This window comes from Neisseria sp. KEM232 (genome assembly GCF_002237445.1).
In the GTDB taxonomy this organism is placed as follows: Bacteria; Pseudomonadota; Gammaproteobacteria; order Burkholderiales; family Neisseriaceae; genus Neisseria.
The window spans coordinates 1,185,417-1,210,869 of the sequence record NZ_CP022527.1; the positions used below are offsets into that span (position 1 = coordinate 1,185,417).

The window sequence follows — 25,453 nt, forward strand, 5'->3', positions numbered from 1 at the left end:
GCAATCTGCCGGCTTTGCGAAGATTTTTGCTGTCGGTGTGATTTCCTTAATGAATTGAAATGGTTTGAGAAACAGTATGACCCAACCCAAACTTTCCCGATGGCGTTTTGCCCTTCGGCTTGCATCCATACATCTGCTTATCAATATCTTGGTGGCGGCCGTGGTTGCCGCATTGGTGTTTTTCGTCTGGTATCCGCAGCCTTATCCGGATTTGATGGGCGGTTTGCAGATTTTCGGTTTGATTGTGGCCGTGGACATTATATGCGGGCCGGTATTGACGTCGGTTTTGGCTAATCCGGCCAAGCCGAAACGGGAAACAGTAACGGATTTGCTGTTGGTTGGCATGATACAGGCGGCGGCGCTGCTATACGGGTTGTATACGGTGACTGCGGTGCGCCCCGTTTGGGTGGTGTTTGAAAACGACCGCTTTACGACTGTGAGCGCGGCGGAAATCGACAAAAACAGGCTGAATGAGGCTTTGCCCGAATTCCGGCAGCTGCCCTGGACGGGCGTGAAACGAATCGCCGTGCGGGATTCCAAAAGCGGAGACGAGGAGCTGGCGAGAATCGAAATGTCCATGCAGGGGATAGAACCGCGCATGCTGCCGGCTTGGTGGGAAGCGGAAAACGAAACCCACCGCGACCGCATCCGCAGCAAAATGAGGCCGGTGGCCGAACTGGAAAAACGGTATCCCGGCCATCCCGCTTTGGCTCAGGCCATCAGTAAAAGCGGGCTGCCAAGCGCCGATTTGTATTATCTGCCGTTTACCTCACAGGAAAACAAAGACTGGACGGTGCTGCTTGATAAGAACACCGATTTCAAAGCTTTTGCGCCACTGGATGCGTTTAAGAAATAAGTTCGGCAAAAGGCCGTCTGAAAACTTGGTTTTCAGACGGCCTTTTGCCGTTTGCCCGCTTGGGCGAAAGCGCTTTATTCCACCACAATCTTCGGAAACGCCTTGCTGTAGTCGCGGCCTTTGTCGGCCACGGCCAGCGCGATTTGGAAAGCGGCGCCGGTGTAGATTTCGGCAACGGCCGGATGCGTGTCGAAAAGCTGCGCGGCCGATCCGTTGTCCATCGCTTCGCGCACGGCCATTTGCAGGGGGAGCCGGCCAAGCAGGGGCACGTTCAGACGGCCTGCCAGTTCTTTGCCGCCTTCGCTGCCGAACACGGCTTCGGCATGGCCGCAGTTGGAGCAGATGTGCACCGACATATTTTCCAGCACGCCGAAGATGGGAATGTTGACCTTTTCAAACATATTCACGGCCTTGCGCGCGTCGATCAGGGCAATGTCCTGCGGCGTAGTGACAACCACCGAGCCGGTGACGGGGATTTTCTGCGACAGGGTAAGCTGGATGTCGCCCGTGCCCGGCGGCAGATCGACGAAGAGATAGTCCACATCGTCCCATTCGCTTTGGAACAAAAGCTGCTGCAAAGCCTGGCTGACCATCGGCCCGCGCCAGACGACGGCCTGGTCGGTGTCGACGAGAAAGCCGATGGACATGACTTGGATGCCGCCCTGCGCTTCGACGGGAATCAGCTTTTTGTTCTGCTGGTCGGGCTTGCGTTCGGCCACGCCGAGCATGGTGGGTTGGCTGGGGCCGTAGAGGTCGGCATCGAGCACGCCGACGCGCGCGCCCATGCGTGCCATGGCGGTGGCGAGATTGGCGGTGGTGGTGGACTTGCCGACGCCGCCTTTGCCGGAGGCAACGGCGATGATGTTTTTCACGCCTTTGATGGTGGCGATGCCGGGCTGGACTTTGTGGGTGACGATGTCGGCGGACAGGTGCAGATGGATGGTGTCGCCGCAGCCCGCGTCGGCCAAGGCCGTCTGAACCGACTCGGCAAGCTGCGCTTTGATGTGGTTGTAGGGAAAGCCGAAAACGATTTCGACGTGCAGGCCGTCTTTTTCGTTGCGCACGTCTTTCACGGCCTTTTCGCCGCCCAGCGTGCGCTCCGTGCCGGGGATGGCAACGGCGGCGAGGGCTTGGCGGTAAGTTTCTGTATTCATTTTGTTATCCTTTCCTGTTGACGGTTTGCCGCAAGCGGCACGACGCGGCGCATTTTAGCAGATTCCCCGTGTTTCAGACGGCCTTGGGCGAGACGCGGCGGCGCGGCAAAAGGCCGTCTGAAAACCCTGTTTTGGGTTTTCAGACGGCCTCTTTGCTGCCAACAATCTTTAGTCAAACTGCTTTTGCCCGTTGCGTACAAACGGCAGTTTCAACACGCGCACATCGGCTTCTTTGCCGCGAATGACGACTTTGGCCGCATCGCCGTCAAAATCTTTGGGTACGCGGGCGATGGCGATGGATTGTTTGAGGCTGGGCGAGAACACGCCGCTGGTGGTGATGCCGCGCCCTGCGTCGGTTACCACTTCCATATGGTCGCGCAACACGCCGCCTTTGGCGAGCAGCAGACCGACCTGTTTTACGGCTACGCCTTTTTCTTTCAGGGCAAGGAGCGCGGCTTTGCCGACGAAATCGCGCGCTTCGTCTTTCAAATCCACCGTCCAGCCCATGCCGGCTTCCAGCGGGCTCACGTCGTCGTCCATATCGTTGCCGTAGAGGTTCATGCCCGCTTCCATACGCAGGGTGTCGCGCGCGCCGAGGCCGCAGGGTTTCACGCCTGCCGCTTCGAGGGCTTTGAAAAACGCGGTGGCTTCGCTGCCAGGCAGGATGACTTCCACGCCGTCTTCGCCGGTGTAGCCGGTGCGGGCGACAAACCAGTCGTTGCCCAAATCCGCGCCTTGGAAGGGTTTGAGATTGTTCACCACGTCCGCCCATTCGGTTTTGACGGTCAGGAGTTTTTCAACCGCTTTTGGGCCTTGCACGGCGAGCATACCCAAGTCATAGCGCGGGTTGAACGCCACGCCGAATTCCGCGCCGATTTTGTGGAACTGGGCGGTGTCTTTTTCGCGCGTCGCGCCGTTGGAGACGATGCGGTATTGGGTTTCGGCTTCGTTGGTGCGGTATACGATTAAGTCGTCAATCACGCCGCCTTTGTCGTTGAGCATGGCGGAGTAGAGGGCTTTGCCGACGAAGGCGAGCTTGGCCACGTCGTTGGCAATCAGTTTGCGGAAAAAGGCTTTGGCGTTGGCACCGGCCACGTCGGTAACCAGCATATGCGATACGTCGAACATACCCGCGTCGGTACGCACGGCTTCGTGTTCGGCGATTTGCGAGCCGTAGTGGATGGGCAGCTCCCAGCCGGCAAAGTCGATGAGTTTTGCGCCCGCGTCGATATGGGCTTGATGAAAAGGCGTGGTGTTCAGGGTCATGGGTTTCTCCGTTTGCGGTTTCAGACGGCCTGATTATAGCGGCGCGCCCTGCGGAAACAAGCGTTTCTTTACATTTGGCGGCAATGTGGCGGCAAATGCGGTGTTTTATGCGTCAAAGGCCGTCTGAGAGACATTTAATTTTTAAAGAGGGCGGAAATTTAATCTATTGTGCGTTAACGGAATTTACCTTATATTCTCCCAACGCCCCGGGCTGTTGACATTCGGCTTGCAAGGCTGATTGTCAGCAGACCCTGAGGCGGCCGACAACAGAAGAAAAAAAGGAAAAACTGCATGACACAGATTACTTTGGACAAAACCGACCTGAAAATCCTGCAAGTGCTGCAAAGCAACGGCAGGCTCTCCAATGTCGAACTCTCCGAGCGGGTGGCGCTGTCGCCCTCGCCCTGCCTGCGCCGCGTCAAGCATCTGGAAGACGCGGGCGTGATCCGCTATCACGCCGCGCTTTTGTCGGCAAAAACCCTGCAACTGGATTTGCAGGTGTTTATCCGCGTTGCCATCGACAAATCCGTCGACGCGCGGGCGCGGTTTTCGCAGGCCGTCAAAGGCTGGCCGCAGGTGCTCAGCTGCTTTGCGCTGACGGGGGAAACCGATTATCTGCTGCACGCCTTTTTCCCCGACATGGCCGCCTTCTCCCATTTCGTGCTCGACACGCTGCTATCGCATCCCGGCGTTCAGGACGCCAAATCCAGCTTCGTGCTCGACGAGCTGAAAAACACCACCGTCCTGCCGCTGGCACACCTCCAACCCGCGCAGTAACCGTTTTCCGATGCCGCCTGATTTTCTTTAGACGGCCTTTTCAGACGGCTTCTTTCCCATAAGGAGCATTCCCATGAGCAGCAAAATCGTTTTTTTAGACCGCGGCACGCTGCCGGACGACGATGTTTTCCGTTTCACCTTCCCGCACGAAATTTCCGACTACGCGCAAACCGCCGCCGCCGACACCGCCCTGCGCTTGGCGGGCGCGCGCATCGCCGCCACCAACAAAGTCCGCATCAGCGCCGAAGACATCGCCGCCAATCCGCAGCTGGAAATGATCGCCGTGTGCGCCACCGGCTGCGACCATATCGACCTGGCCGCCGCCCGCGCCGCCGGTATCGCCGTCTGCAACGTGCCCGCCTACGGCAGCGAATCCGTTGCCGAACACGCCTTTATGCTGATGATCGCCCTGATGCGCAACCTGCCCGCCTACCGCCGCGACATCGCCGCCGGTATGTGGCAGCAGTCGCCCTTTTTCTGCCATTTCGGCGCGCCCCTGCGCGATTTGAACGGCAAAACCCTGGCCGTGTTCGGGCGCGGCAGCATCGGCCGCACGCTGGCCGGATACGCCCGCGCCTTCGGCATGGAAGTGCTGTTTGCCGAACACAAAAACGCCGCCGCCGTGCGCGAGGGCTACGTTTCCTTTGCCGAAGCCCTGCGCCGCGCCGACGTGCTGTCGCTGCACTGCCCGCTCACGCCCGACACGCGGCTGATGATAGGCGAGGACGAATTGCGCGCCCTGAAACCCGGCGCCGTCCTTATCAACTGCGGGCGCGGCGGCCTGGTGGACGAAACTGCCCTGCTGGCCGCGCTCAAATACGGCACGCTCGGCGGCGCGGGCATCGACGTGCTCTCGCAAGAGCCGCCCGCAGAGGGCAACCCGCTTTTGTCGGCCAATCTGCCGCACCTGATTGTCACGCCGCACATCGCCTGGGGCAGCAGCGAGGCGCGGCGCAAAATGTGCGAAATCATCGCCGCCAACATCGAAGCCTTCGCCGCAGGCAGGCCGCAAAACGTCGTTGCCTAGACAAAACTCCGTGACAAAAGGCCGTCTGAAAGTTTCAGACGGCCTTTTCGCATCCGCTTTTTGTTAAAATCGCGCCTTTCCAACCATCCCTTTAAAGCAGACAAAAATGGACAACTCTTTGGAAAACGCTTCCGATCGCGAAAAACAGCGCAATTTCCTTTATCTGATTTACGCCCTGTATATCGTCACCATCTTTACTGCCGGTCTGGCGGCGCTGATCGGCGTCATTGTCGCCTACGCCAAGCGCGACACGGTGAGCGACGCCGTCTGTTCTACCCACATCCCCTATCTGATCCGCACCTTTTGGGGCTCGATTTTCGGCTTTGTCGGCGTGCCGATACTGCTGATGTTTTTGAGTTATGTGGTTGAGTTTCCCCTGTTTTTCCTCTATCCGCTGGTCGGCCTCACCGGCCTGTGGTATCTCTTCCGCGTCATTTACGGCCTGGTGCGCCTGATCGACAACCGGGCGGTCAACCCCTACGGCTGGCTGGTGTAAACCGCCTTTCAGACGGCCTTTCCCATGAACATCCTGATCGCCGCCCCCTTCTGCTCGCTGCCCGGCGAGCCTTATTTCAACCGCTTCCGCTATCTGGCCGAGCGGCTTTCCGAGCGGCACGGCGTCACCCTGCTCACCAGCCGTTTCCGCCATTTCGACAAATCTTTCAGACGGCCTGAGGACGCCGCCGCCGCGTCGCAAGGCCGTCTGAAAGTCGTGTTGCTCGACGAAACGGGCTATGAGAAAAACGTCTCGATAGGCCGTCTGAAAAGCCACCACGCCTTTGTCCGCCACCTCGACCGTTGGCTGGCATCACAGGCGGCGGGGGCGTTTGACGCGGTGTATTCCGCCTACCCGCTGATTGCCTCCAACCTCGTACTCGGGCGGCACAAAGCCCGTTTGGGCTATAAGCTGATTATCGATGTGCAGGACGTGTGGCCGGAATCGTTTTCCGCCGTGCTGCCCGCGCTGAAAAAACTGCCGCCGCGCCTTGTCCCCTTTGGCCGCAAGGCCGACCGCGCCTATGCCTGCGCCGACGCGCTGGCCGCCGTGTCGCACACCTATCTTGCCCGCGCCCGCGCCGCCAATCCCGCCGTGCCGCACGAAGCCGTGTACATCGGCGCCGATTTCGCCGCCGTCGCCGCCGCGCCCGCGCAAACCTTCGCCGACAAGAAAACCTGCCTGTTCTACCTCGGCACGCTCAGCCACAGCTACGACGTCGAAACCGTCTGCCGCGGCGTGCGGCTGGCGCAGGCGCGCGGCGAAGCGGCCGAACTGCACATCTGCGGCGGCGGCGGCGATTTCGACCGCCTGCGCGCGGCCTACGGCGGCGGGGGCATCGTCTTCCACGGCTACCTGCCCTACGGCGATATGCTGTCGCTGGCCAAAGGCTGCGACATCGCCGTCAACGCCATCCACGGCCACGCGCCGCAAACCGTCACCAACAAACTGTCCGACTACATGGCGCTGCAAAAACCGATACTCAACAGCCAAGAAGACCCCGAAGTGCGCCGCCTGCTGCACCTGCTGCCGCACGAACACTACACATCGGGCGATGCCGAAAGCTTCGCCGCCGCCTTAGGCCGTCTGAAAAACAACGCTGCCCCCTTTCAGACGGCCGAAATCGCCCGCCTGTTCGACCGCGAACAGTCCTACCGCCGCCTGATCGGCCTGATAGAAGGAAGCCTGCCGTGAACGACGCCGCCAAACGCACCTTCGATATTGCCGCCGCCGCCGCCCTGCTGCTGTGCCTCGCGCCGCTCTTCGCCCTCCTCGCCTGGCTGATCCGCCGCCGCCTCGGCTCGCCCGTGCTGTTTTGCCAAACCCGCCCGGGCAGGCACGGCCGCCTGTTCACCATGTACAAATTCCGTACCATGCGCGACGCGGCCGACGAACACGGCCATCCCCTGCCCGACGGCGAACGCCTCACCCCCTTCGGCCGCAAACTGCGCGCCGCCAGCCTCGACGAGCTGCCCGAATTGTGGAACGTTTTGAAAGGCGACATGAGCCTGGTCGGCCCGCGCCCGCTGCTGCCTGAATACCTGCCGCTCTACAACGCCGAACAAAGCCGCCGCCACGAAGTGCGCCCCGGCATCACCGGCTGGGCGCAGGTCAACGGCCGCAACGCGGTTTCCTGGCCGGAAAAATTCCGCCTCGACGTGTGGTATGTCGACCACCGCTCGTTTGGGCTCGACCTGAAAATCCTGCTGCTAACGGTGAAAAAAGTCTTCGCCCGCGACGGCATCAATGCCGAGGGCGAGGCCACGGCGGCGAAGTTTGAGGGCAACGGCGAAGAGGAGTGAATCCTTGCCGCGACAGACAAACGGAAACAAAAATGACCGCAGACGAAATGTGGCAGGCATTCCGCCAAGCCAACCCACACATCACCGATAAAATGCAAAGCTGGCAGTTCGGCGAAAAAGCCGACCTGCTGGCCGATTTGGTGCTGCGCGGCGAAAAAACCGCCACTTCCTCGGCGCACGCGCTGTATGCCGCCGAGGGCGAGCCGCTGCCGCAGGCGGGCAGCTTCCATGTAATAGAAGACGGCGGCGGCCGCGCCGTGTGCATCGTCGAAATCACCCGCGTGCGCGTCGAAGCCTTCTGCCGCGTACCGGCGGAACACGCAGCACGCGAAGGCGAGGGCGACAAATCTTTGGAATACTGGCGGCGCGTCCACCGCGCGGCCTTTACGCAATGGCTGGCCGAAGCGGGTTTGGCGTTTGCCGAAAACAGCCCCATCGTGCTGGAAGAATTCCGCAGAGTCTGGCCGCTTGCGCAGGCCGTCTGAACGCGCAGCCAAAAACCGCACAAAGCACTTTTCAGACGGCCTCCCGAGCGCAACAGATGTAGGGTGTGTGCCGCAGGCACGCACGCGGATACGGAAAATTTAAGCGGCAACAGCAGCCGAAACCGCCAACTGCTTCCCCAAGCGGCGTCATTCCCGCATAGGTGGGAGTCTTGTTTCCATTCCGTCAACCGATTGTTTATTCAAAAAATGTAGGATATCAACCAAGATTCCCGCCTACGCGGGAATGACGGCAGTCGGGGGAACGGCCTTCCGCCCCGACAGACAAACAGAGAAGCGTTTTATGGACAGCAAAAACCTCGTCATTATCGGCGCGGGCGGCCACGGCAAAGTGTTGGCGGCCACCGCGCTGGCTGCCGCGCAGTGGGCGCGGATTGTGTTTCTCGACGACGCCCGCACCGCAGGCGGCAGCGTTGTCGGCCTGCCCGTTTTGGGCGGCACGGAACTGCTCGGCAGCCGCGTTGCCCCCGACGCATACCAAGCCGCCGTGGCCGTCGGCGACAATGCGGCGCGGCGGCGGCTGTTCGGCCGTCTGAAAACGCTGGGTTTCGCGCTGCCTGACATCGTCCACCCGAGCGCGGTTGTCGCGCCGTTTGCCCAATTGGGCGGCGGCTGCGCCGTGTTCGCCCAAGCCGTTGTCCAGCCCGGCAGCGTGATGGGCGAGGGCTGCATCGTCAACACCGCCGCCACGATCGACCACGACTGCACGCTGGGCGGCTTCGTCCACATCAGCCCGGGCGCGCATCTGGCGGGCGGCACGGCGGTCGGCGAAGGCAGTTGGATAGGCATAGGCGCGTGCACCCGCCAGCAGGTGCGTATCGGCAGCGGCGTCACCGTCGGCGCGGGCGCGGCGGTGGTGGGCGACGTGGCAGACGGCCTGACGGTTGTCGGTGTGCCCGCGCGGGCGTTGCGCTGAATATTGAAAGAGGCCGTCTGAAAGGGTTCAGACGGCCTGTTACAGGAAACTCGAAATGTGGCTGATTGATGTATTGCTGACTTTGGCCGACGCGGCCTTGCAGGTTTTCGATATTGCGCCGTCTGACAAAAACGACGGATAGGCCGTCTGAAAAAAGAAAGAACCTTATGCTGAACACTTCCCTCTCCCCCTGGCCGAGCTTCACCCAAGAAGAAGCCAATGCCGTATCGCGCGTTTTACTGTCCAACAAAGTCAACTACTGGACGGGCAGCGAATGCCGCGAGTTTGAAAAAGAATTCGCTGCCTTTGCCGGCACGCAATACGCCGTCGCCCTCGCCAACGGCACGCTGGCGCTGGACGTTGCCCTCAAAGCGGTGGGCATAGGCGCGGGCGACGATGTGATTGTTACCCCGCGCACCTTTCTCGCCTCCGCCTCCTGCATCGTTACCGCAGGCGCAAACCCCGTGTTCGCCGATGTGGATTTAAACAGCCAAAACATCACCGCCGAGACGATTCAGACGGCCTTAACCGCCAACACCAAAGCCGTCATCGTCGTCCACCTCGCCGGTATGCCCGCCGAAATGGACGCGATTATGGCGCTGGCCGAAAAACACAATCTGTGGGTTATCGAAGACTGCGCCCAAGCCCACGGCGCGCGTTACAAAGGCAAATCCGTAGGCTCAATCGGCCACGTCGGCGCGTGGTCGTTCTGCCAGGACAAAATCATGACCACCGGCGGCGAGGGCGGTATGGTAACGACCAACAGCAAAGAATTGTGGGAAAAAATGTGGTCGTACAAAGACCACGGCAAAAGCTACGACGCGGTGTACCACCGCCCACACCCGCCCGGATTCCGCTGGCTGCACGAGAGCTTCGGCACCAACTGGCGCATGATGGAAATGCAGGCCGTTATCGGCCGCATCCAGCTTCGCCGCATGGCCGACTGGACGGCGCGCCGCCGCGAAAACGCCGCCAAGCTGGCCGAAACGCTGGCGCAGTTTGACTGCATCCGCCTGGTAGAAATCCCCGACTATATCGAACACGCGCAATACAAGTTTTACGCCTTTGTGCGCCCCGAAAAACTCAAACAGGGCTGGACGCGCGACCGTATCGTGAACGAATTAAACGAGCGCAAAGTACCCTGCTATCAGGGCAGCTGCTCCGAAGTGTATTTGGAAAAAGCCTTCGACGGCACGCCGTGGCGGCCAAAAGGCCGTCTGAAAAACGCGGTCGAATTGGGCGGCACCAGCCTGATGTTCCTCGTGCACCCCACGCTCACCGACGACGAAATCGCGTTCTGCCGCGACAACACCGCCGCCGTTTTGGCCGAAGCCTCGGCCTGAGGCCGTCTGAAAAGCGCCGCAGACTTTTCAGACGGCCTCTGTCTGTATCAAAAAGGCCGTCTGAAAACCCCGTGCGGGCTTTCAGACGGCCTTTTGCGCTATGCGGTACTCAACCCGTCAGCTGGTGGGTAATCAGTTTTTTCACCGGCGGCAGGTTGTTGCTGACGCGCAAAACGAGGCTGCGCAGCAGTTTGGCGGGGGCGGCTTCGTTGGTGAAGAGTTTGACCATCGCATTCGTGCCGTGATAGAGCGGGCGGGTGTTGAGCTGGTGTTTGGCGTTGTAACGTTCCAAAAGGGAGGCCGCGCCGATGTCCTGGCCGTTTTGCGCCGCCTGCAAAACGAGTCTGCCCAAAATGTCCGCGCTTTCGAGGCCGAGGTTGAAACCGTGGGCGGTGACGGGGTGCATGCCGACGGCGGCATCGCCGATCAGGGCGGCGCGCGGGGCGTAGAAGCGGCTCGCGTGCACGCCCACCAGCGGATAGGTGTGCAGCGTGCCGGTTTTTTCCATTTTGCCCAGTTTGAAGTTGAGCTGTTTTTCCAAATCGGCGGCGAGTTCTTCGTCGCTCAGCGCCAGCAGGCTGCCTGCTTTGTCGCTGTCGATGGTAATCACGCAGTTGGTGAGATGCTCTTCCAGCGGCAGAAGGGCGAGAGTGCGGCCGTATTGGAAAAATTCGACGGCGGTGTGGCCGTTGGAGATTTCGTGTTTGAAACGGCAGACGATAACGGTGCGGCCGAAGTCGTGCATATCGGCGGAAATGCCGATTTGGCGGCGGGTTTGCGAGAAACGGCTGTCGGCGGCCACCAGCAGGCGGGCGGTGAGGGTTTCGCCGTTGTCAAGGGTGACATAGGCTTGGGTGTCGGTGGTGCGCGCTTCTTTGACGCCGACGCCCGTCAGCAGGGTGACGTTGTCCTGCTCTTTCACGGCTTCGTAGGCGGCGCGGCGGATGTTGTGGTTGGAAATCAGGTTGCCCAGGCGGTCGGTTGCGCCGCCGCGCGCCTGTTTGGGCTGCGGGAAATAGAGTTGGTAGGACGAAGTGCCGTTCCACACTTTGGCGTCTTTGAGCTGGTAAATCTCGTTTTCCGGCACGCGCTGCCACATGCCCAGCCGCTCCATGATTTCTTTCGACAGATGGGTGAGGGCGATTTCGCGGCCGTCGTAGGCGGGGTTTTCGATGCTCTCGAGCGGCGCTTTTTCAACGATGGTGACGGAAAGGCCGCTGTCGGCCAGAGTGCGGGCGAAGCTCAGGCCGGCAGGGCCTGCGCCGACGACGATAATGTCGGAATGGCTGTTCATCTTGGTTCTCCTGGGTTGGGCGGTGCGGAAGATGCGGGTGAAAGTTTCATCTGAAATTCCGCTTTGCAAAACGGCGGCAAGGATAACAAAAAAACGCCGCCCTGTGGCGGCAGCACAGGAAAATTTGGCCTGAATCAAGCGCATCCCCTTTCAGACGGCCTTTCTTGCTATACTCCGCCGCCACCGCAACCGATAACAGACAAACAGGAAACCGCCATGTCCGAACTGCGCCCCTATCCCGCCCCGACCTACCGGCAGCGCCTCAAAACCGCCTTCCATTATCTGCTGCCGCAGCTGGCAGTCACCCGCGCCGCAGGCTGGCTGGCCGAACGCCGCTGGGGCGTGCTCACCCATGCCGTGATCAAAACCTTCGCCGCCTGCTACAAAATCAACATGGCCGAAGCGGAAAAAAGCCGCGCGGCCGACTACGCCAGCTTCAACGAATTTTTCATCCGCAAACTCAAAGACGGCGCGCGCCCCATAGACGCCGACCCGCAAACCCTTGTTTTGCCCGCCGACGGCCGCGTCAGCGAAGCAGGCGCCATCGAAGCGGGGCGGCTGATACAGGCCAAAGGCCACGACTTCACCGCCCTCGAACTGCTGGCGGGCGACGAAGCGCTGGCCGCAGAGTTTTCAGACGGCCTCTTCCTCACCACCTACCTCTCCCCGCGCGACTACCACCGCGTCCATATGCCCTGCGATGCCGCCCTGCGCCGCATGATCTACGTTCCGGGCGAACTCTATTCCGTCAACCCCTTTCTCGCGCAGCACATCCCCAACCTCTTCGCCCGCAACGAGCGCCTGATCTGCGTGTTCGACACCGAGTTCGGCACAATGGTGCAGATACTCGTCGGTGCAACCGTCACCGCCAGCATCAGCACCGTATGGGCGGGCATCATCAACCCGCCGCGCAGCAAAAGTGTTTTGCAATGGCTCTATCCCGCCGAAGGCGAAGGCGCGGTGCGGCTGGCAAAAGGGCAGGAAATGGGCGCCTTCCGCCTCGGTTCGACCGTTATCAACCTGTTCCCGAAAAACAGCATCCGCCTGAACGGCAGTCTTGCCGCAGGAGCGCCCGTACGCATGGGCGAAGCCCTCGGCGTGCGCGCTGATGCGGGCTGACATATATATAAGGAGAAGAGGCCGTCTGAATATTTTCAGACGGCCTCTTGGTTTTTCAGACTAGGGTTCGGACTGCTCTGCCGTATCTTCGTCCGCATAGGGTTGGCTGGCGGACAGTTCGGCGGGTTCGGATGCTGTTTGGGCGGCTGCGCCGCTTGCGGGCGGGGCGGTGTCGGGGGCGACGAGTTCGTCGATGTCGATGTCTTCGGCGCTGCCTGCGGCGGCGGTGTTGCCGATTTGTTTGTCACGCATCTGCATATAGCCGTCGCGCACCATGATGTAGGGGTCGAGGGCGGCGTCGCCGATGCTGTCGGTGAGGTCGAGATATTCTTCGCGGGTGTTGACGGCCTGCAAGGCGGTGGAGGAGACGCGGCCGGCGGTGGTGTGAAAAATGGCGTTTTTCACGGGATAGGCCATCAGGGCGGTGTTGCCGACGCTGTCGCGCAGGGTGGAGGGGCCGGTAAGCGGGTAGACGAAGTAGTGGCTGTTTTTCCAGCCCCATGAGGCGAAGGTGTCGCCGAGGGTGTTTTTGTTGTCGGGGATACCGCCCGCGCCGGCGACGTTGATAAGGCCGCCAAGGCCGAAGGTGGTGTTGACGGCGACGCGCATGAAGTCTTCGCTGGCGCGTTTGGCGTCGAGCCGCAGGACGTTGCTGCCGAAGCTGACGACGTCGCGCAGGTTGTTGAAGAAATTGCGTACGCCGCCGCGCACGGGGGCGGGGGCGACTTTGCGGTAGCCGCGGGCGACGGGGGCGAAGATGTAGCGGTCGGCTTTGTCGTTCACTTTGAACATGAAGCGGTTGTAGCGCTCGTAGCGGTCGCGTACGGCGGGCGTGCCGGCGTTTGTCTGCGCGGTTTGCGCGGCGGGGGCAGGCGTTTCGGTGTTTTCGTTTTGTCCGTCGGCAAAAACGGGGGCGGCGGCCATCAGGAGGGCGAGGGCGGCGGGGAGGGCGTGGCGTTTCATAGGTTCATCCATTCTCGGACTTCGTACAGATCGGCAAGATCGCGCACGGCTGCGGGGATGCCGCGCAGCTGCCCGCCGCTGCCGCGCAGGATTTCCAGCAGCAGGCAGAGGCAGGCGGAATCGGCGCGGCCGACGGCGGAGAGGTCGGCCTCGGCGGGCTTTTGCCCGATCAGGCGGCGCAGGCGGCGCAGAGCGGCTTCGTCTACGGTTTTGACGGTGATGTCGCCCGACAGGCAGAGCACGCCGCCGCGGATTTCGCTGTCCATGGCTTATTTGCCGCCGTTTTTGGTTTTCAGGTCTTGAATCAGGCCGTCGAAACCTTTGTTTTTGATGGTTTCGCCAAACTGGTTGCGGTAGACGGTAACGAGGCTGGCGCCTTCGACGGCAACGTTGTAGACGCGGTATTTGCCGCCGCTTTGGTAGGTGGTGAAATCCATGTTGACGGGTTTGCCGCCGCTTTGGCTGATTTCGGTGCGGATGACGATTTCTTTGCCGCCTTTGTTGACGACGGGGTTGGCTTTCACGTCGACGGTGGAATTTTTGAATTTCAGCATCGTGCCCGAATAGGTGCGGATAAGCAGGGTTTGGAATTCTTTGGCCAGCGCCTGTTTCTGCGCGGGAGTGGCCTGTGTCCACGGCTGGCCGACGGCCTGCGCGGTCATGCGTTGGAAGTCGAAATAGGGCAGGGCGTAGTTTTCCGCTTCTTTGCGCACGGCGGCATCGTTGCTGCCGTTGGCTTTTTTCAGGATGGTGAGCACCTGCGCGGCGTTTTCGCGCACTTGGGCGACGGCCTGCTGCGGTGTGGCATGGGCGCTGCCGACGGCGGCGGCGATGATGGCTGCTGTATAAAGCGTTGTTTTCATATTGGTTCTCTCGTTTTAGGTTATCGGGGTTACGTTATCAGGATTACGGTTGCGGCGCGTCCTGTTTTTCAGACGGCCTCGAATTGCCTTCGGCGAAATTGGTCATGAATTTGCCGATGAGGTTTTCCAACACCAGGGCGGAATTGGTCAGCGTGATGGTGTCGCCTGCGGCAAGGGTTTCCGGGTCGCCGCCCTGCATCAGACCGATGTACTGCTCGCCCAAGAGGCCGGAGGTAAGGATTTGAGCGGACACGTCGCTGCTGAATTTGTATTGGTCGTCGAGGCGGATGGCGACTTTGGCGCGGTAGCTCTGCGGGTCGAGGGCGATGCTTTCGACGCGGCCGACCAGCACGCCCGAGGCTTTGACCGGGGCGCGGGTTTTGAGGCCGCCGATGTCGGTGAACTCGGCGTAGACGGTGTAGCCCGCCGTTCCGCCGCCGCCCAGGCTGCTGCCGCCTGCGGCGCGGAAGGAGAGAAAGCCGAGGGCGGCGATGCCGGCCAAAACGAAGAGGCCGACCCAGAATTCCATAATATTGCGTTTCATATCGTTATCCGGTGAACATAAAGGCGGTGAGGATGAAGTCGACGGCCAGCACGGTGAGGGCGGAGGACACCACGGTGCGCGTGCTGGCGCGCAGGATTCCTTCGGAGGTGGGCGAGGCGTGGAAGCCCTGGTGCACGGCAATCAGCGATACGGCCACGCCGAAGCAGGCGGATTTGATCAGGCCGTTGAGCACGTCGTAGCCGAAGGAGATGTTGTTCTGCATCTGCGACCAGAAAATGCCGCTGTCGAGGCCGAGCCACTGCACGCCGACGAGATACGCGCCGTAAATGCCGGCCACGTTGAAAATCGACGCCAAAAGCGGCATGGAAAACACGCCCGCCCAAAAGCGCGGCGCGACGACGCGGGCGACGGGGTTCACCGCCATCACGTTCATCGCTTCGAGCTGCTCGGTGGTTTTCATCAGACCGATTTCGCTGGTCATCGCGCCGCCCGCACTGCTGGCAAACAGGATGGCGGCCAGCACGGGGCCGAGTTCGCGCAACAGCGAGGCGGCCACCATATAGCCCAAAATATCGGCCGATTTGAACTTGGCAAGCTGCGTGTAGCCCTGCAAACCGAGCACCATGCCGACAAACAGCCCCGACACGGCTATAATCAGCACCGACATCACGCCGGAAAAATACACCTGCCGCACCGAGAGGCGCGGCCGCGCGAACGCCGTGCCGGAGCGCGCCAGAATCTGCATGAAAAACAGGCAGACGCTGCCGAGGGAGCGGATAAAGGCCAGCGTTTTCGCGCCGACGGTTTGAATAAAGTCCATAGTTTTGGGTTTCAAAAAAAGGGTTTCAGACGGCCTTTCAGGCTTGTGAGGCCGTCTGAAAACGTGTTTTGCGGGTGAGCAACCACACCCACAGGGCTTTGCCCAGCTCGGCCGCCAGCAGCAGGGCGATAAGGGCGCGGGTTTGCCACCCTTCGGGCAGTAGCGCGGCGAGGCTTTGCGCGGCGGCGGTTTCCCAAACGGGCAGGCTGGGCGAAAAATCCAAAAGGCGCAGCGGCAGTTGCAGCAGCACAACCCAACGAACCCAGCGTCTGCCGCGTGCCAAACCGTATGCGGAAAGCGGCAGCAGGCAGTAAAGCAGCAGCGACGACAGCGGCGCGGCGAGAAACAGCAGGCTCAGCGCGGCATCGTCAAAGGAAAATCCCGCCGCCGCGTCCGCCACGCGCTCCGCCAAAAAGGTGTAAAGAAACGCGCCCGCGTCGGCGTATTGCCAAAGCGCGTAACAGAGCGCAGCCGCATCAAGGATGGCAAGGGCGGCGAGGCAGAGGCGGTTTTTCGTCATGCGGCTTGTTCCGTGCGGCGGCTTTCAGACGGCCTTTCAGTCGCTTAGGCCGTTCCCGCCTACGCGGGAATGACGTTACTGAAAACTAGCCGAGCAAATCGTCTTTCAGCGTCGTTGGCGCGGGGTAGCGGAAGGCGACGGGGCCGTCGGCTTCGCCGCCGATAAATTGGCGCACCCACGGCGAATCAAGTTCGCGCATTTCTTGCGGCGTGCCGGAGAACATGATTTCGCCGTGCGCGAGAAAAATTACCTGGTCGACGATTTGCAGCGATTTTTCAATGTCGTGCGTCACCATCACGCTGGTGGAGCGCAGGGCTTTGTTGACGCGGCTGATGAGGTGGGCGATCACGCCGAGCGAAATCGGGTCGAGGCCGGTAAACGGTTCGTCGTAAAGCATGATTTCGGGGTCGAGGGCGATGGTGCGGGCGAGGGCGACGCGGCGCGCCATGCCGCCGGAAAGCTCGGAGGGCATCAGGTTTTCTACGCCGCGCAGGCCGACGGCGTTGAGTTTCAGCAATACCAAATCGCGGATAACGGCTTCGGGCAGGCGGGTGAGTTCGCGCATCGGGAAGGCGATGTTGTCGAACACGGAAAGGTCGGTAAACAGCGCGCCGTGTTGGAACAATACGCCCATGCGGCGGCGGTGTTCGTAGAGTTCGGCATCGGAAAAGGCGGCCAGATCGCGGCCTTCGATGAGCACTTGGCCGGACTGCGGGCGGATTTGGCCGGTAATCAGGCGCATGAGGGTGGTTTTGCCGCTGCCCGAGCCGCCCATCACCGCCGCAAACGCGCCACGCGCCACGGCAAAGCTGACGTCGCGCAGGATGACGCGGCTGCCGTAGGCGAAGACGACGTTTTTCATTTCGATAAAGGGCTGGGACATGAGGCGGCTCGGTGCGGAAATTGCGGCATTCTAAATATTGGTTGCGAAAGGGGCAAATGTCCGCCGCAGGCCGCCTTTTCAGACGGCCTGCGGCGCGGCAGGACGGCATTATACGGCATAAACATACACTGACGGCATAGGGGCTGTTGACACTCGGCCTTGCCGGCGGTGTTTTTGGTAAAAATCCGCGCCTGCCGCGTCAAAAATGCTCGCAAGGTGTCCAACCTTGCTGCGCTTTTTTCCTTGCATCCGCAGATTTTTCCTCAAAAAACCGCTTCGCAAGCTGATTGTCAACAACCCCAGGTGCGGGTGTTTTGGCGCTGCCGCGTCAGCGTTTTCAGACGGCCTTTCTGCCTGCGGCCGTGACGTGCCGCCGTTTGCCGCGTATCATCCGCCGCTTTGTCCGACAGCCCGAGGGCAGAGAGCCTTTCGGGCGTATCAGAGAGGAGACGACGATATGCACCATTTTTCCGCGCAGGCCGAAAGCAAGGCCGGACGCTACGACGAACTTCTGCCGCAGCTGGCCGCGCTGCTGGCGGACGAGAGCGACCAAACCTCCAATCTCGCCAACACGGCGGCGGTGTTGAAAGAGGCTTTCGGCTGGCTGTGGGTCGGCTTTTATCTGGTTCGTGGCCGCGAGCTGGTGCTCGGCCCGTTCCAAGGGCCTTTGGCCTGCACGCGCATTCCCTACGGACGCGGCGTGTGCGGGCAGGCGTGGCAGAAAAACGAAGTGATGCTGGTGCCCGATGTGGACGCGCACCCCGACCACATCGCCTGTTCTTCGCGCTCGAAATCGGAAATCGTCGTGCCGCTGGCGGATGAGGCGGGCAGGGTGTGGGGCGTGCTGGACGCCGATGCGGAAACCTTGGCCGCTTTCGACGAAACCGACGCCGACGGTTTGACGCGGGTGGCGGCGCTGCTCTCGCGCGGCGCGGGGGCGCGGGAGGCCGTCTGAAAAACGGGCAAACCCGAATCCGACGGTGCGCTTTGCTCCAATCTTTCCGCCTGAAAGCTGGTATACAAAAGGCCGTCTGAAAACCATTATTCAAGGTTTTCAGACGGCCTTTTTGTTGCGGCGGCGGTTTTACAGGCCGTTTTGCGCCGCGCGGCTCAGGCGTTCGGCAAAGGCGGACAAATCGACGCCCGCAGCGGCGGCGGCGCGGACGGCATCGTCGACGCTGGTGCCGTTTTGCACGGCGTGGTATGCCCACAGCAGCGAGCTGCGCGTGCCGGTGCGGCAGTAGGCGAGGACGGGGGCTTCCGACGAAGTGAGCAGGACTTGGAAGTTGTTGACGTCGGCAGCGGAGATGGCGGGCGCGGCGTTGATCGGTTGGTGCACGGTTTCGCCTATGCCCGCGTCGATGAGCCAGCGCTGCACTTGTGCGTAGGAGGGTTGGCCGTCTTCTTCGCCGTCGGGGCGGTTGCAGATGACGCTTTGGATGCCGAGCCGCGCGGCTTCCTGTGCGTCGGCTTCGGTGAGCTGCGGGGCGATGTAGAGCGTGTCGGTGAGTCGGCGGATGGGCATGGGGTTTCCTTTCTCGGTTTCGTTTTGGGGGATGAGAGGCCGTCTGAAAGCAAGGGTTTAACGAAGTTGAAACGGGAAACGGGGGCTTTCAGACGGCCTTTTCGGTTTTACAGCCAGCCTGCGGCTTCGCGGCGGACGATGGCGGCGAGGGCGTCTATCCAGTCGGGGTTGTCGTTGAGGCAGGGAATGTAGCGGAATTGGCGGCCGCCTGCTTCGTGGAAGGTTTCGCGGCCTTCGACGGCGATTTCTTCCATGGTTTCGATGCAGTCGCTGACGAAGGCGGGGCAGATGACATCGAGCGATTCGACGCCTTGTTTGGGCAGACTGCGGAACATGTCTTCGGTGGCCGGTTCGAGCCATTTGCCGCCGCCGAAGCGGCTTTGGAAGGAGGCGGTGTATTCGTTGTCGGAGAGGCCGAGGGCGGCGGCGAGCAGGCGGGCGGTTTCGCGGCATTCGTCGGGATAGGGGTCGCCCGCGTCGGCGTGCGCCTGCGGGATGCTGTGGAAACTCATCAGCAGGTGTTTGCCTTTGCCGTGTTCCTGCCAGTAGGCGGAGACTTGGCGGCGCAGGGCTTCGATGTAGCCGGGGTCGTTGTAAAAGCTGCGCAGGGTGCGCAGGGAGGGTTGGCTGCGGGTGCGCAGCATGGCGCGGGAGACGGCGTCGAGGGCGGCGCCGCTGCTGGATGCGGCGTATTGCGGGAAGAGGGGGAGGGCGAGGATTTTGTCGACGCCTTGGGCTTTGAGTTCGGCAACGGTGTAGGCGGTGTCGGGCAGGCCGTAGGTCATGGCGCAGCGGACGACGGCTTCGGGCAGGCGTTCGGCCAGTGCTTTGGTTTGGCGTTGGCTGTAAACCATCAGCGGCGAGCCTTCTTTGAACCAGATTTTTTTGTAGTGGGCGGCGCTTTTTTTGGCACGGAAGGGGAGGATGAGGCCGCGCAGGATGGGTTGCCAGAGGAGCGGCGGCAGTTCGATGACGCGGGTGTCGGAGAGGAATTGGCGCAGGTAGGGGCGCACGGCTTCGGCGGTGGGGGCGGCGGGGGTGCCGAGGTTGATGAGGAGGATGCCGGTTTTGCCGGTGTGCGGTTTGGCGGGGGCGGGTTCTGCCTGGTAGCGTTTCATGGGTTTCCTTCGGGCGGTGTGCTGACGGGGTTTTCAGACGGCCTTTTCGGCGCGGCTTCGGAGGCGACGGCGCTCATGTCGGGCGCGGAGGCGTCGTTTTCGGGCGCGTCGGCGGGGGCTGTGTAGTCTTTGGTTTGTTCTTTGAACGGGGTGGCGGCTTCCTGCGCGCGCAGTTCGGCGGGTGGCGGTTCGTTGTCGGGCGCTCTGCCGCAGGCGGCAAGCAGGATGAGGAGGAGGGCGGCGGTTTTGTTCATGGCGGGCGGAGGCGGTTTTCGGTTTTTACTTCGTTGCAGTTTCGCTTTCAGACGGCCTTTTCGGGTGCGGCGGCTTGGCGCGTCTGTTTATTGTTGCGCGGCGGTTTGCAGCAGCCATTGTTTGGTTTGCGCGATTTTTTCTTTGGCTTCGGGCGTGCAGCCTTGGGCGGTGAACAGTTTTTCGGGGGTGGCGCGGCCTTTGGCGTAGGCGGCTGCGGCGGTTTCGGCGATTTTCTGCCGGTCGAGGTTCAGGGCGGCGGCGTCGGCGCTGCTTTTGAGGCCGCGCAGCAGGGCGGTGTGCAGCTTGCCGCCGGGGGCGAAGAAGGGGTCGTCTTTTTTCGACAGGCCGCATTGTTCGGCTTCTTTGTGCAGGGTGCCGGTCAGTTGGGCGAGGTCGGTGAAGTTGACGAAGCGGGCGCGGGCGGCGGGATCGGGCGCGGCGGCGGCTGTGGTAGCGAAGAGGAGGGCGGCAAGCGCGGCGGGGATTTTCATGCGGGTTTCCTTTCAGTCGGTAACGGGTTCGCCGTTGTCGTGCAGCCAGCGGCGGTTGTCGAAATCGTATTGGTAATACTCGAAGGGCAGCAGCGGGTCTTTGTAGAGGAGGCTGTGTTTTTTGGTGTCTTGCCAATAGTTGTAACGGACTTCGAAGCTGTTTTTGACGTAGATGCCGGCATCGTCGAGGGTGTTGGGCAGGCGGCCGTTGGCGGCGCGGTAGCGTTCGACGGCTTGGGCGATGGCGGTCATGTCGCTGCGGGCGGCGCGGACGTATTGCACGTTGGCGGCGACGGCGAATGCGGCGGCAACCGACCAGACGAAGATGCGGAAGTTTTCCAGCCGTTTGGCCTGCGGGCTTTTGCGCGCCTTCCACCATGCGGCGGCACGGACGATCAGCAGCGGCGGCAGGAAGGCAAAGAGCATGAAGCCGGACATTTTCTGCGTGAAGAAAACGGCGGCTAGGGCGGCGCAGGCGAGCGTTCCGAGGTGGGGAAGGTATTTTTTCACGGCGGTTTTGTTACGGTTCGTTTTCGCTTTGTTTTCAGACGGCCTCAAAGCGGCAGCAGGCCGTCTGAAAACAGGCCGTTCCCGCCTATACCCCTTCGGGGCATAAACGCGGGAATGACGTTTCTGAAAACGGGTTTACAAGTCGTCTTTCCTTGCCAGCACTTTGCGCGCACCGCCGACGTCGGCGGCGGAAACGACGCCCGCTTCTTCCAGCGCGTCCATCATGTTGGCGGCGCGGTTGTAGCCGATTTTCAGATGGCGTTGCAGCGATGAGATGGAGGTTTTGCGCGTTTCGATAACGAAGGACACGGCGCGGTCAAACAAATCGTCCGCGCCCGCGTTGGGGTTGACGGCGTTGACGGTTTCCATTGCCGCTTCGCCCGACAGAAGGCCGTCGACATAGTTGGCGGGCGCCTGGCGTTTGATGTGCGACACGACTTCGTGCACTTCGTGGTCGGACACAAACGCGCCCTGTAATCGGGTCGGCTCGGCGTTTCCCGGCTGCAAAAACAAAAGGTCGCCGTATTTGAGCAGGTCTTCCGCGCCCATTTGGTCGAGAATGGTGCGGCTGTCGATTTTGCTCTGCACAGTAAAGGCCATGCGGGTGGGGATATTGGCTTTAATCAGGCCGGTAATCACGTCGACGCTCGGGCGTTGGGTGGCGATGATGAGGTGGATGCCGGCGGCGCGGGCTTTCTGCGCCAAACGGGCAATCTGCTGCTCGACGGCTTTGCGTTCGGTCATCATCAGGTCGGCCAATTCGTCAATCACGACGACAATCAGCGGCAGTTTTTCCAGCGGCTCGGGATCGTCGGGGTTGAGGCTGAACGGATTGGGGATTTTTTTCTCCGCCGCGGCGGCTTCCTCGATTTTGGCGTTGTAGCCGTCAAGGTTGCGCACGCCCAAGTGCGAGAGCAGGCGGTAGCGTTTTTCCATTTCGGCCACGCACCAGTTCAGCGCCTGCCCCGCTTCGCGCATGTCGGTAACCACGGGGCACAGCAGGTGCGGGATGCCGTCGTAAACCGAAAGTTCGAGCATTTTCGGGTCGATCATGATGAAGCGCACCTCGTCGGGCTTGGCCTTGTAGAGCATGGACATAATCATGCCGTTCACGCCCACCGATTTGCCCGAACCGGTCATGCCTGCCACAAGAAGGTGCGGCATTTTCGCCAAATCGCCCACCACAGGCAAGCCCGCAATATCCTTGCCCAGCGCCACGGTGAGTTTGGATTTGGCGTCGGCAAACACCGGCGCGGACAGGATTTCGCGCAGGGTCACTTCCTGACGGTGCTCGTTCGGCAGCTCGATGCCCATCGTATTTTTGCCGGCGATGGTTTCGACGATGCGCACCGCCTGCAAAGACATCGAACGCGCCAAATCTTTGGCCAGGTTGACAATCTGGCTGCCCTTCACGCCCTGCGCCGGTTCGATTTCGTAGCGCGTGATCACCGGCCCCGATGTGGCCGACACCACTTGCACGTCGATGCCGAACTCCGCCAGCTTGCTCTCGATGCGCTCGGCGGTCTGCTGCAAACGGTCGGGATCGATGGGGCGGACTTCGCCTTTGGGCGCGGAGAGCAGGCCGAGCGCGGGTTTGACGTATTCGCCGTTAGTGGGCGGTTCGGCCGGTTCGCCCTTATTGTCGAACAAGGCCGTCTGAACGGGCGCGGGCGGCGTCACTTCCAGCGGCGCGGATTTGCGGTTGCTGCTGGCGGCGGACAGGAGCGCCAGCGGCTCGGCGGTGATGTTTTCCGCCTCTTTTACCATGCGGCGCGTGGTTTTCGCGTCGGGCAGGTCTTTGACATAGGGCGAATTGCGGCGCGCGATTTTTTCCCACAGCCATTCCATGCGCCCGCCTATGCCTTCGAGCATATCGAGCCAGGACACCTGCGCGACAAAAGAAAACGCCAGCAGCACCAGCACCAGCGTCAGCAGGAAACTGCCGCCGCTGCCCAAGAGGCGGGCGGCGAAACCGCCGAGCACAAAGCCCGCCAGCCCGCCCGCACCGACGGGCAGCGAATCGCCCAGCGCCTGCTGCCACAGCGCGTATTCCAAAACGGGGCTGAACAGCAGCAGCACCGCCAGCCCCGCCGCCGCCAGCTTCACGCTGTACGGTTTGGCGTCGGGCAGACGCATCGGGCGGAAGTTTTTCCACAGCGCCACCAAAGCGGCCGCAATCAGCCACCAGGCCGACAGGCCGAACAGGTAATAGAACACGTCGGCGAAATACGCGCCGAACAGGCCGCCCAGATTGTGCACGCCGTCTGAAACCACGCTGCGCGACCACGCGGGATCGTTCATGGCAAAGCTGCCCAGCGCTACGGCGGCATACACCGTGACCGTCAGGGCGGCAAGCCACAGCGTGTCGTGAATCAGATTGGCCAGATGCTCGGCGCGGCGGCGGATGCTTTGGTTGGACGCCGTGCCTGCTTTGGCGGCGGCTCTGCCGTCGGCCTTCCTGACTGAGGAACGGCGCTGCGTGCCGGTGGTTTTGCGTGGATTTTTGGATTTGTCGGGTTTGCTGCTCATAGGGGCGGGGGATGAAGGAATGAGGCCGTCTGAAAAGTGCAGGCGGCATAAAAACGCGGAATTATAGAGCATTTTCGCCGCGGGCGCGGTTGAGGCCGTCTGAAAGCGCAGCTTCGGCGCAGCCAAAACCGTTTGGGCCGCGCCACAGCCGCGCTTTCAGACGGCCTCAAATGTTTACGGATAGCAGCCGCAGCCGAGGATGCAGGCTTGGCGTGCGCCGGTGGCCTGCGGCGGGCTGCTGGGGATGCGGTGTATCCAGCAGGCGGCAAGCCAGGCGAAGGCGGCGGCTTCGACCTGCTGCGGGTCGAGACCGAGGGCGGCGGTGGATTGGATTTCGCTGTGCGGCAGACGTTCGGCCAGTTCGGCCATGATGACGGGGTTGCGCACGCCGCCACCGCAAACGTAAAGACAGCGGCTTTGCGGCGCGGCGCGGTGGATGTCGGCGGCGGCGGTTTGGGCGGTGAAGGCGGCGAGGGTGCGCGATACGTCGTGCGGGTTTTCGCCGCCGTCCAGCCGTTCGAGCAGGTAGGGCAGGGCGAAAAGTTCGCGGCCGGTGCTTTTGGGCGGGGTTTGCACGAAGTAGGGATGGTCGAGCAGGCGGCCGAGCAGTTCGGGCAGGACGCGGCCTTGCGCAGCGCGTTGGCCGTCGGCGTCGTAGGGCGTTTGCCAGATGTGCTGCGTCCAGGCGTCGGCGAGCATGTTGCCCGGGCCGGTGTCGAAGCCGAAGGCGGGGGCGTCGGGCGGCAGGACGCTGATGTTGGCGATGCCGCCGATGTTGAGCACGACGCGGGTTTCGTCTGGCGCGGCAAACACGGCCTGGTGGAAGGCGGGCACGAGGGGGGCGCCCTGGCCGCCTGCGGCGATGTCGCGGCTGCGGAAGTCGCCGACGGCGGTGATGCCGGTGAGTTCGGCCAAAAGCGGCAGGTCGGCGAGTTGGACGCTGTATCCGTGTCCGGGGGCGTGGCGCACGGTTTGGCCGTGGCAGCCGATGGCGGTGATGTCGGCGGGGGTGAGTTTGGCTTGGTCGAGCAGGTTTTGCACGACGCGGGCGTAGAGGTATGAGAGTTCCTGCGCGAGCAGGCGGCTGCGGTGGATTTCGTCTGCGCCGCTGTTTTGCAGGGCGAGCAGGTCGTTTTTCAGACGGCCGGGGTAGGGCAGGAAGGCATGGGATTCGGTGGCGAGGAATTTGGCGGCGCCGGTGCGGATGAGGACGGCGTCTGCGCCGTCCATGCTGGTGCCGGACATGATGCCGATGTAGCGCTGGGTGGTCATAAGAGGAAGCCGTCTGAAAACGGCATGGCGGGAAATCGGACGTGTATTGTAGCGCGATTGGCGGCGGGGGTTGAGGCCGTCTGAAAAGGCGGTTTGGCAGGGTTTTGTGTTGAGGACGGACTGGGTGCTTACGGCTGCGTTCGCGTTGGCAGGTAGAACAGGGCGCAAACCGTTCTTCCATTGTAATGGATGTTCAGACGGCCACTTCGGACGGCAAATTCTTCATTCTGTGCGGCGGCATCCGGCAGCGGTTGGGCAAACAGTGCCAAATCGTCTTGAAAGGCGAGCCGTCCTTGGGCGGGAGACAAGGGGTTGGTAGAGCAGGGTTCGATTTGGATGTAGGTTAGCAGGCCGTCTGAAAAGGCAAATTCGATTTTGTACGGCGCGGCGTAAACGGCATATATCCGGTTGGCACGCCTGCCGCCGCATACGTCGGCAAGGGCGGCAACGAAGGCTTCATCGGACAGGCGTTGATCCAAGCCCCCGCCGCTGGCAAGGTGTGAGGTTTTGAGTGAGACGCTCATCGCTTGTTTCCTGAAACGGGGCGGTTGTGGTGCGGCGGAAAAACGGCAAGAGGCCGTCTGAAAGGTTTTCAGACGGCCTCTGTTGCGGGAAGGGTATGCAGGCATACCCTTTGCTGCGGCGT

The 25,453-nt window shown here is 61.7% G+C and carries 29 protein-coding genes; 11 read left to right on the forward strand and 18 right to left on the reverse strand.

Features of this window, described 5'->3' with window-relative positions:
* The first annotated feature begins 76 nt into the window (after nt 1-76).
* A complete protein-coding gene (gene tfpZ / locus CGZ77_RS05840; RefSeq protein WP_009427045.1) occupies nt 77-856 on the forward strand; it encodes a TfpX/TfpZ family type IV pilin accessory protein in 780 nt (259 codons plus the stop codon).
* A 74-nt stretch (nt 857-930) separates the two neighbouring features.
* Here tfpZ and apbC read toward each other — a convergent pair whose 3' ends face one another.
* Both apbC and gcvT read right to left on the reverse strand, forming a co-directional pair.
* Nucleotides 931-2,010 carry an iron-sulfur cluster carrier protein ApbC gene (gene apbC, locus CGZ77_RS05845; RefSeq protein ID WP_009427046.1) on the reverse strand — a complete coding sequence of 360 codons (1,080 nt, stop codon included), beginning with the start codon at nt 2,008-2,010 and terminating at the stop codon, nt 931-933.
* A 168-nt stretch (nt 2,011-2,178) separates the two neighbouring features.
* The gene (gene gcvT, locus CGZ77_RS05850) at nt 2,179-3,276 is read right to left on the reverse strand and encodes a glycine cleavage system aminomethyltransferase GcvT (RefSeq protein WP_009427048.1); all 1,098 of its coding nucleotides are present in this window, start codon (nt 3,274-3,276) and stop codon (nt 2,179-2,181) included.
* Nucleotides 3,277-3,567: 291 nt separating this feature from the next.
* Here gcvT and CGZ77_RS05855 point away from each other — a divergent pair, with 291 nt between their 5' ends.
* The 8 genes from CGZ77_RS05855 to CGZ77_RS05890 all read left to right on the forward strand — a co-directional run bounded on the left by CGZ77_RS05855 (nt 3,568) and on the right by CGZ77_RS05890 (nt 10,140).
* The gene (locus CGZ77_RS05855) at nt 3,568-4,053 is read left to right on the forward strand and encodes an Lrp/AsnC family transcriptional regulator (protein WP_009427050.1); all 486 of its coding nucleotides are present in this window, start codon (nt 3,568-3,570) and stop codon (nt 4,051-4,053) included.
* Nucleotides 4,054-4,126: 73 nt separating this feature from the next.
* Complete coding sequence (locus tag CGZ77_RS05860) at nt 4,127-5,080, forward strand: D-2-hydroxyacid dehydrogenase (protein WP_009427051.1); 954 nt, start codon at nt 4,127-4,129, stop codon at nt 5,078-5,080.
* A gap of 106 nt (nt 5,081-5,186) precedes the next feature.
* Entirely contained in the window at nt 5,187-5,576 is a 390-nt protein-coding gene (locus tag CGZ77_RS05865) for a membrane protein (RefSeq protein WP_036496564.1), read from the forward strand.
* 24 nt (nt 5,577-5,600) lie between these two features.
* On the forward strand, nt 5,601-6,770 hold the full coding sequence (locus tag CGZ77_RS05870) for a glycosyltransferase (RefSeq protein WP_036496566.1): 1,170 nt from the start codon (nt 5,601-5,603) through the stop codon (nt 6,768-6,770).
* Nucleotides 6,767-7,378, forward strand: coding sequence for a sugar transferase (locus CGZ77_RS05875; protein WP_009427054.1), 612 nt, complete (start codon nt 6,767-6,769; stop codon nt 7,376-7,378). The genes CGZ77_RS05870 and CGZ77_RS05875 overlap by 4 nt, the downstream gene beginning before the upstream one ends.
* A gap of 32 nt (nt 7,379-7,410) precedes the next feature.
* Entirely contained in the window at nt 7,411-7,863 is a 453-nt protein-coding gene (locus tag CGZ77_RS05880; protein WP_009427055.1) for an ASCH domain-containing protein, read from the forward strand.
* Between the two features lie 301 nt (nt 7,864-8,164).
* The gene (locus CGZ77_RS05885) at nt 8,165-8,797 is read left to right on the forward strand and encodes an acetyltransferase (protein WP_036496568.1); all 633 of its coding nucleotides are present in this window, start codon (nt 8,165-8,167) and stop codon (nt 8,795-8,797) included.
* A gap of 167 nt (nt 8,798-8,964) precedes the next feature.
* Complete coding sequence (locus tag CGZ77_RS05890; RefSeq protein ID WP_009427058.1) at nt 8,965-10,140, forward strand: DegT/DnrJ/EryC1/StrS aminotransferase family protein; 1,176 nt, start codon at nt 8,965-8,967, stop codon at nt 10,138-10,140.
* A gap of 109 nt (nt 10,141-10,249) precedes the next feature.
* Here CGZ77_RS05890 and ubiM read toward each other — a convergent pair whose 3' ends face one another.
* Nucleotides 10,250-11,434: a 5-demethoxyubiquinol-8 5-hydroxylase UbiM gene (ubiM, locus tag CGZ77_RS05895; protein ID WP_036496588.1), complete on the reverse strand. Its 1,185-nt coding sequence runs from the start codon at nt 11,432-11,434 to the stop codon at nt 10,250-10,252.
* 216 nt (nt 11,435-11,650) lie between these two features.
* On the opposite strand from ubiM, the gene asd reads away from it, so the two are divergent.
* Nucleotides 11,651-12,553 (forward strand): archaetidylserine decarboxylase, encoded by a 903-nt coding sequence (gene asd, locus CGZ77_RS05900; RefSeq protein WP_009427060.1) that lies wholly within the window; start codon nt 11,651-11,653, stop codon nt 12,551-12,553.
* A 60-nt stretch (nt 12,554-12,613) separates the two neighbouring features.
* Here the strand turns inward: asd and CGZ77_RS05905 are convergent, their stop codons facing one another.
* From CGZ77_RS05905 to CGZ77_RS05935, 7 genes are all read right to left on the reverse strand, one after another.
* Nucleotides 12,614-13,516, reverse strand: coding sequence for a VacJ family lipoprotein (locus CGZ77_RS05905; RefSeq protein WP_094031026.1), 903 nt, complete (start codon nt 13,514-13,516; stop codon nt 12,614-12,616).
* Nucleotides 13,513-13,782: a lipid asymmetry maintenance protein MlaB gene (locus CGZ77_RS05910; RefSeq protein ID WP_009427062.1), complete on the reverse strand. Its 270-nt coding sequence runs from the start codon at nt 13,780-13,782 to the stop codon at nt 13,513-13,515. Before CGZ77_RS05910 ends, CGZ77_RS05905 begins: the two co-directional genes overlap by 4 nt.
* Before the next feature lie 3 nt (nt 13,783-13,785).
* Nucleotides 13,786-14,379: a phospholipid-binding protein MlaC gene (locus CGZ77_RS05915; RefSeq protein ID WP_009427063.1), complete on the reverse strand. Its 594-nt coding sequence runs from the start codon at nt 14,377-14,379 to the stop codon at nt 13,786-13,788.
* A 43-nt stretch (nt 14,380-14,422) separates the two neighbouring features.
* Nucleotides 14,423-14,923: an outer membrane lipid asymmetry maintenance protein MlaD gene (gene mlaD, locus CGZ77_RS05920; RefSeq protein ID WP_009427064.1), complete on the reverse strand. Its 501-nt coding sequence runs from the start codon at nt 14,921-14,923 to the stop codon at nt 14,423-14,425.
* Nucleotides 14,924-14,927: 4 nt separating this feature from the next.
* The gene (gene mlaE, locus CGZ77_RS05925; RefSeq protein ID WP_009427065.1) at nt 14,928-15,704 is read right to left on the reverse strand and encodes a lipid asymmetry maintenance ABC transporter permease subunit MlaE; all 777 of its coding nucleotides are present in this window, start codon (nt 15,702-15,704) and stop codon (nt 14,928-14,930) included.
* Nucleotides 15,705-15,741: 37 nt separating this feature from the next.
* Nucleotides 15,742-16,224, reverse strand: coding sequence for a hypothetical protein (locus CGZ77_RS05930; protein ID WP_009427066.1), 483 nt, complete (start codon nt 16,222-16,224; stop codon nt 15,742-15,744).
* Nucleotides 16,225-16,309: 85 nt separating this feature from the next.
* Nucleotides 16,310-17,107: an ABC transporter ATP-binding protein gene (locus CGZ77_RS05935; RefSeq protein WP_009427067.1), complete on the reverse strand. Its 798-nt coding sequence runs from the start codon at nt 17,105-17,107 to the stop codon at nt 16,310-16,312.
* Nucleotides 17,108-17,564: 457 nt separating this feature from the next.
* On the opposite strand from CGZ77_RS05935, the gene CGZ77_RS05940 reads away from it, so the two are divergent.
* A complete protein-coding gene (locus CGZ77_RS05940) occupies nt 17,565-18,062 on the forward strand; it encodes a GAF domain-containing protein (protein WP_036496570.1) in 498 nt (165 codons plus the stop codon).
* Nucleotides 18,063-18,191: 129 nt separating this feature from the next.
* Here the strand turns inward: CGZ77_RS05940 and CGZ77_RS05945 are convergent, their stop codons facing one another.
* The 8 genes from CGZ77_RS05945 to CGZ77_RS05980 all read right to left on the reverse strand — a co-directional run bounded on the left by CGZ77_RS05945 (nt 18,192) and on the right by CGZ77_RS05980 (nt 25,436).
* Complete coding sequence (locus CGZ77_RS05945) at nt 18,192-18,632, reverse strand: TIGR01244 family sulfur transferase (protein ID WP_009427070.1); 441 nt, start codon at nt 18,630-18,632, stop codon at nt 18,192-18,194.
* A 107-nt stretch (nt 18,633-18,739) separates the two neighbouring features.
* The gene (gene hemH / locus CGZ77_RS05950; protein WP_009427071.1) at nt 18,740-19,750 is read right to left on the reverse strand and encodes a ferrochelatase; all 1,011 of its coding nucleotides are present in this window, start codon (nt 19,748-19,750) and stop codon (nt 18,740-18,742) included.
* Entirely contained in the window at nt 19,747-20,004 is a 258-nt protein-coding gene (locus tag CGZ77_RS05955; RefSeq protein WP_009427072.1) for a hypothetical protein, read from the reverse strand. Before CGZ77_RS05955 ends, hemH begins: the two co-directional genes overlap by 4 nt.
* 87 nt (nt 20,005-20,091) lie before the next feature.
* The gene (locus CGZ77_RS05960) at nt 20,092-20,496 is read right to left on the reverse strand and encodes a hypothetical protein (protein ID WP_009427073.1); all 405 of its coding nucleotides are present in this window, start codon (nt 20,494-20,496) and stop codon (nt 20,092-20,094) included.
* Between the two features lie 12 nt (nt 20,497-20,508).
* Nucleotides 20,509-21,006 carry a hypothetical protein gene (locus CGZ77_RS05965; RefSeq protein ID WP_157058151.1) on the reverse strand — a complete coding sequence of 166 codons (498 nt, stop codon included), beginning with the start codon at nt 21,004-21,006 and terminating at the stop codon, nt 20,509-20,511.
* Nucleotides 21,007-21,141: 135 nt separating this feature from the next.
* Nucleotides 21,142-23,535: a DNA translocase FtsK gene (locus CGZ77_RS05970; protein ID WP_009427075.1), complete on the reverse strand. Its 2,394-nt coding sequence runs from the start codon at nt 23,533-23,535 to the stop codon at nt 21,142-21,144.
* Nucleotides 23,536-23,709: 174 nt separating this feature from the next.
* Nucleotides 23,710-24,807 carry an anhydro-N-acetylmuramic acid kinase gene (locus CGZ77_RS05975; protein WP_009427077.1) on the reverse strand — a complete coding sequence of 366 codons (1,098 nt, stop codon included), beginning with the start codon at nt 24,805-24,807 and terminating at the stop codon, nt 23,710-23,712.
* A gap of 128 nt (nt 24,808-24,935) precedes the next feature.
* Nucleotides 24,936-25,436 (reverse strand): hypothetical protein, encoded by a 501-nt coding sequence (locus CGZ77_RS05980; protein WP_157697519.1) that lies wholly within the window; start codon nt 25,434-25,436, stop codon nt 24,936-24,938.
* Between the last annotated feature and the right edge of the window lie 17 nt (nt 25,437-25,453).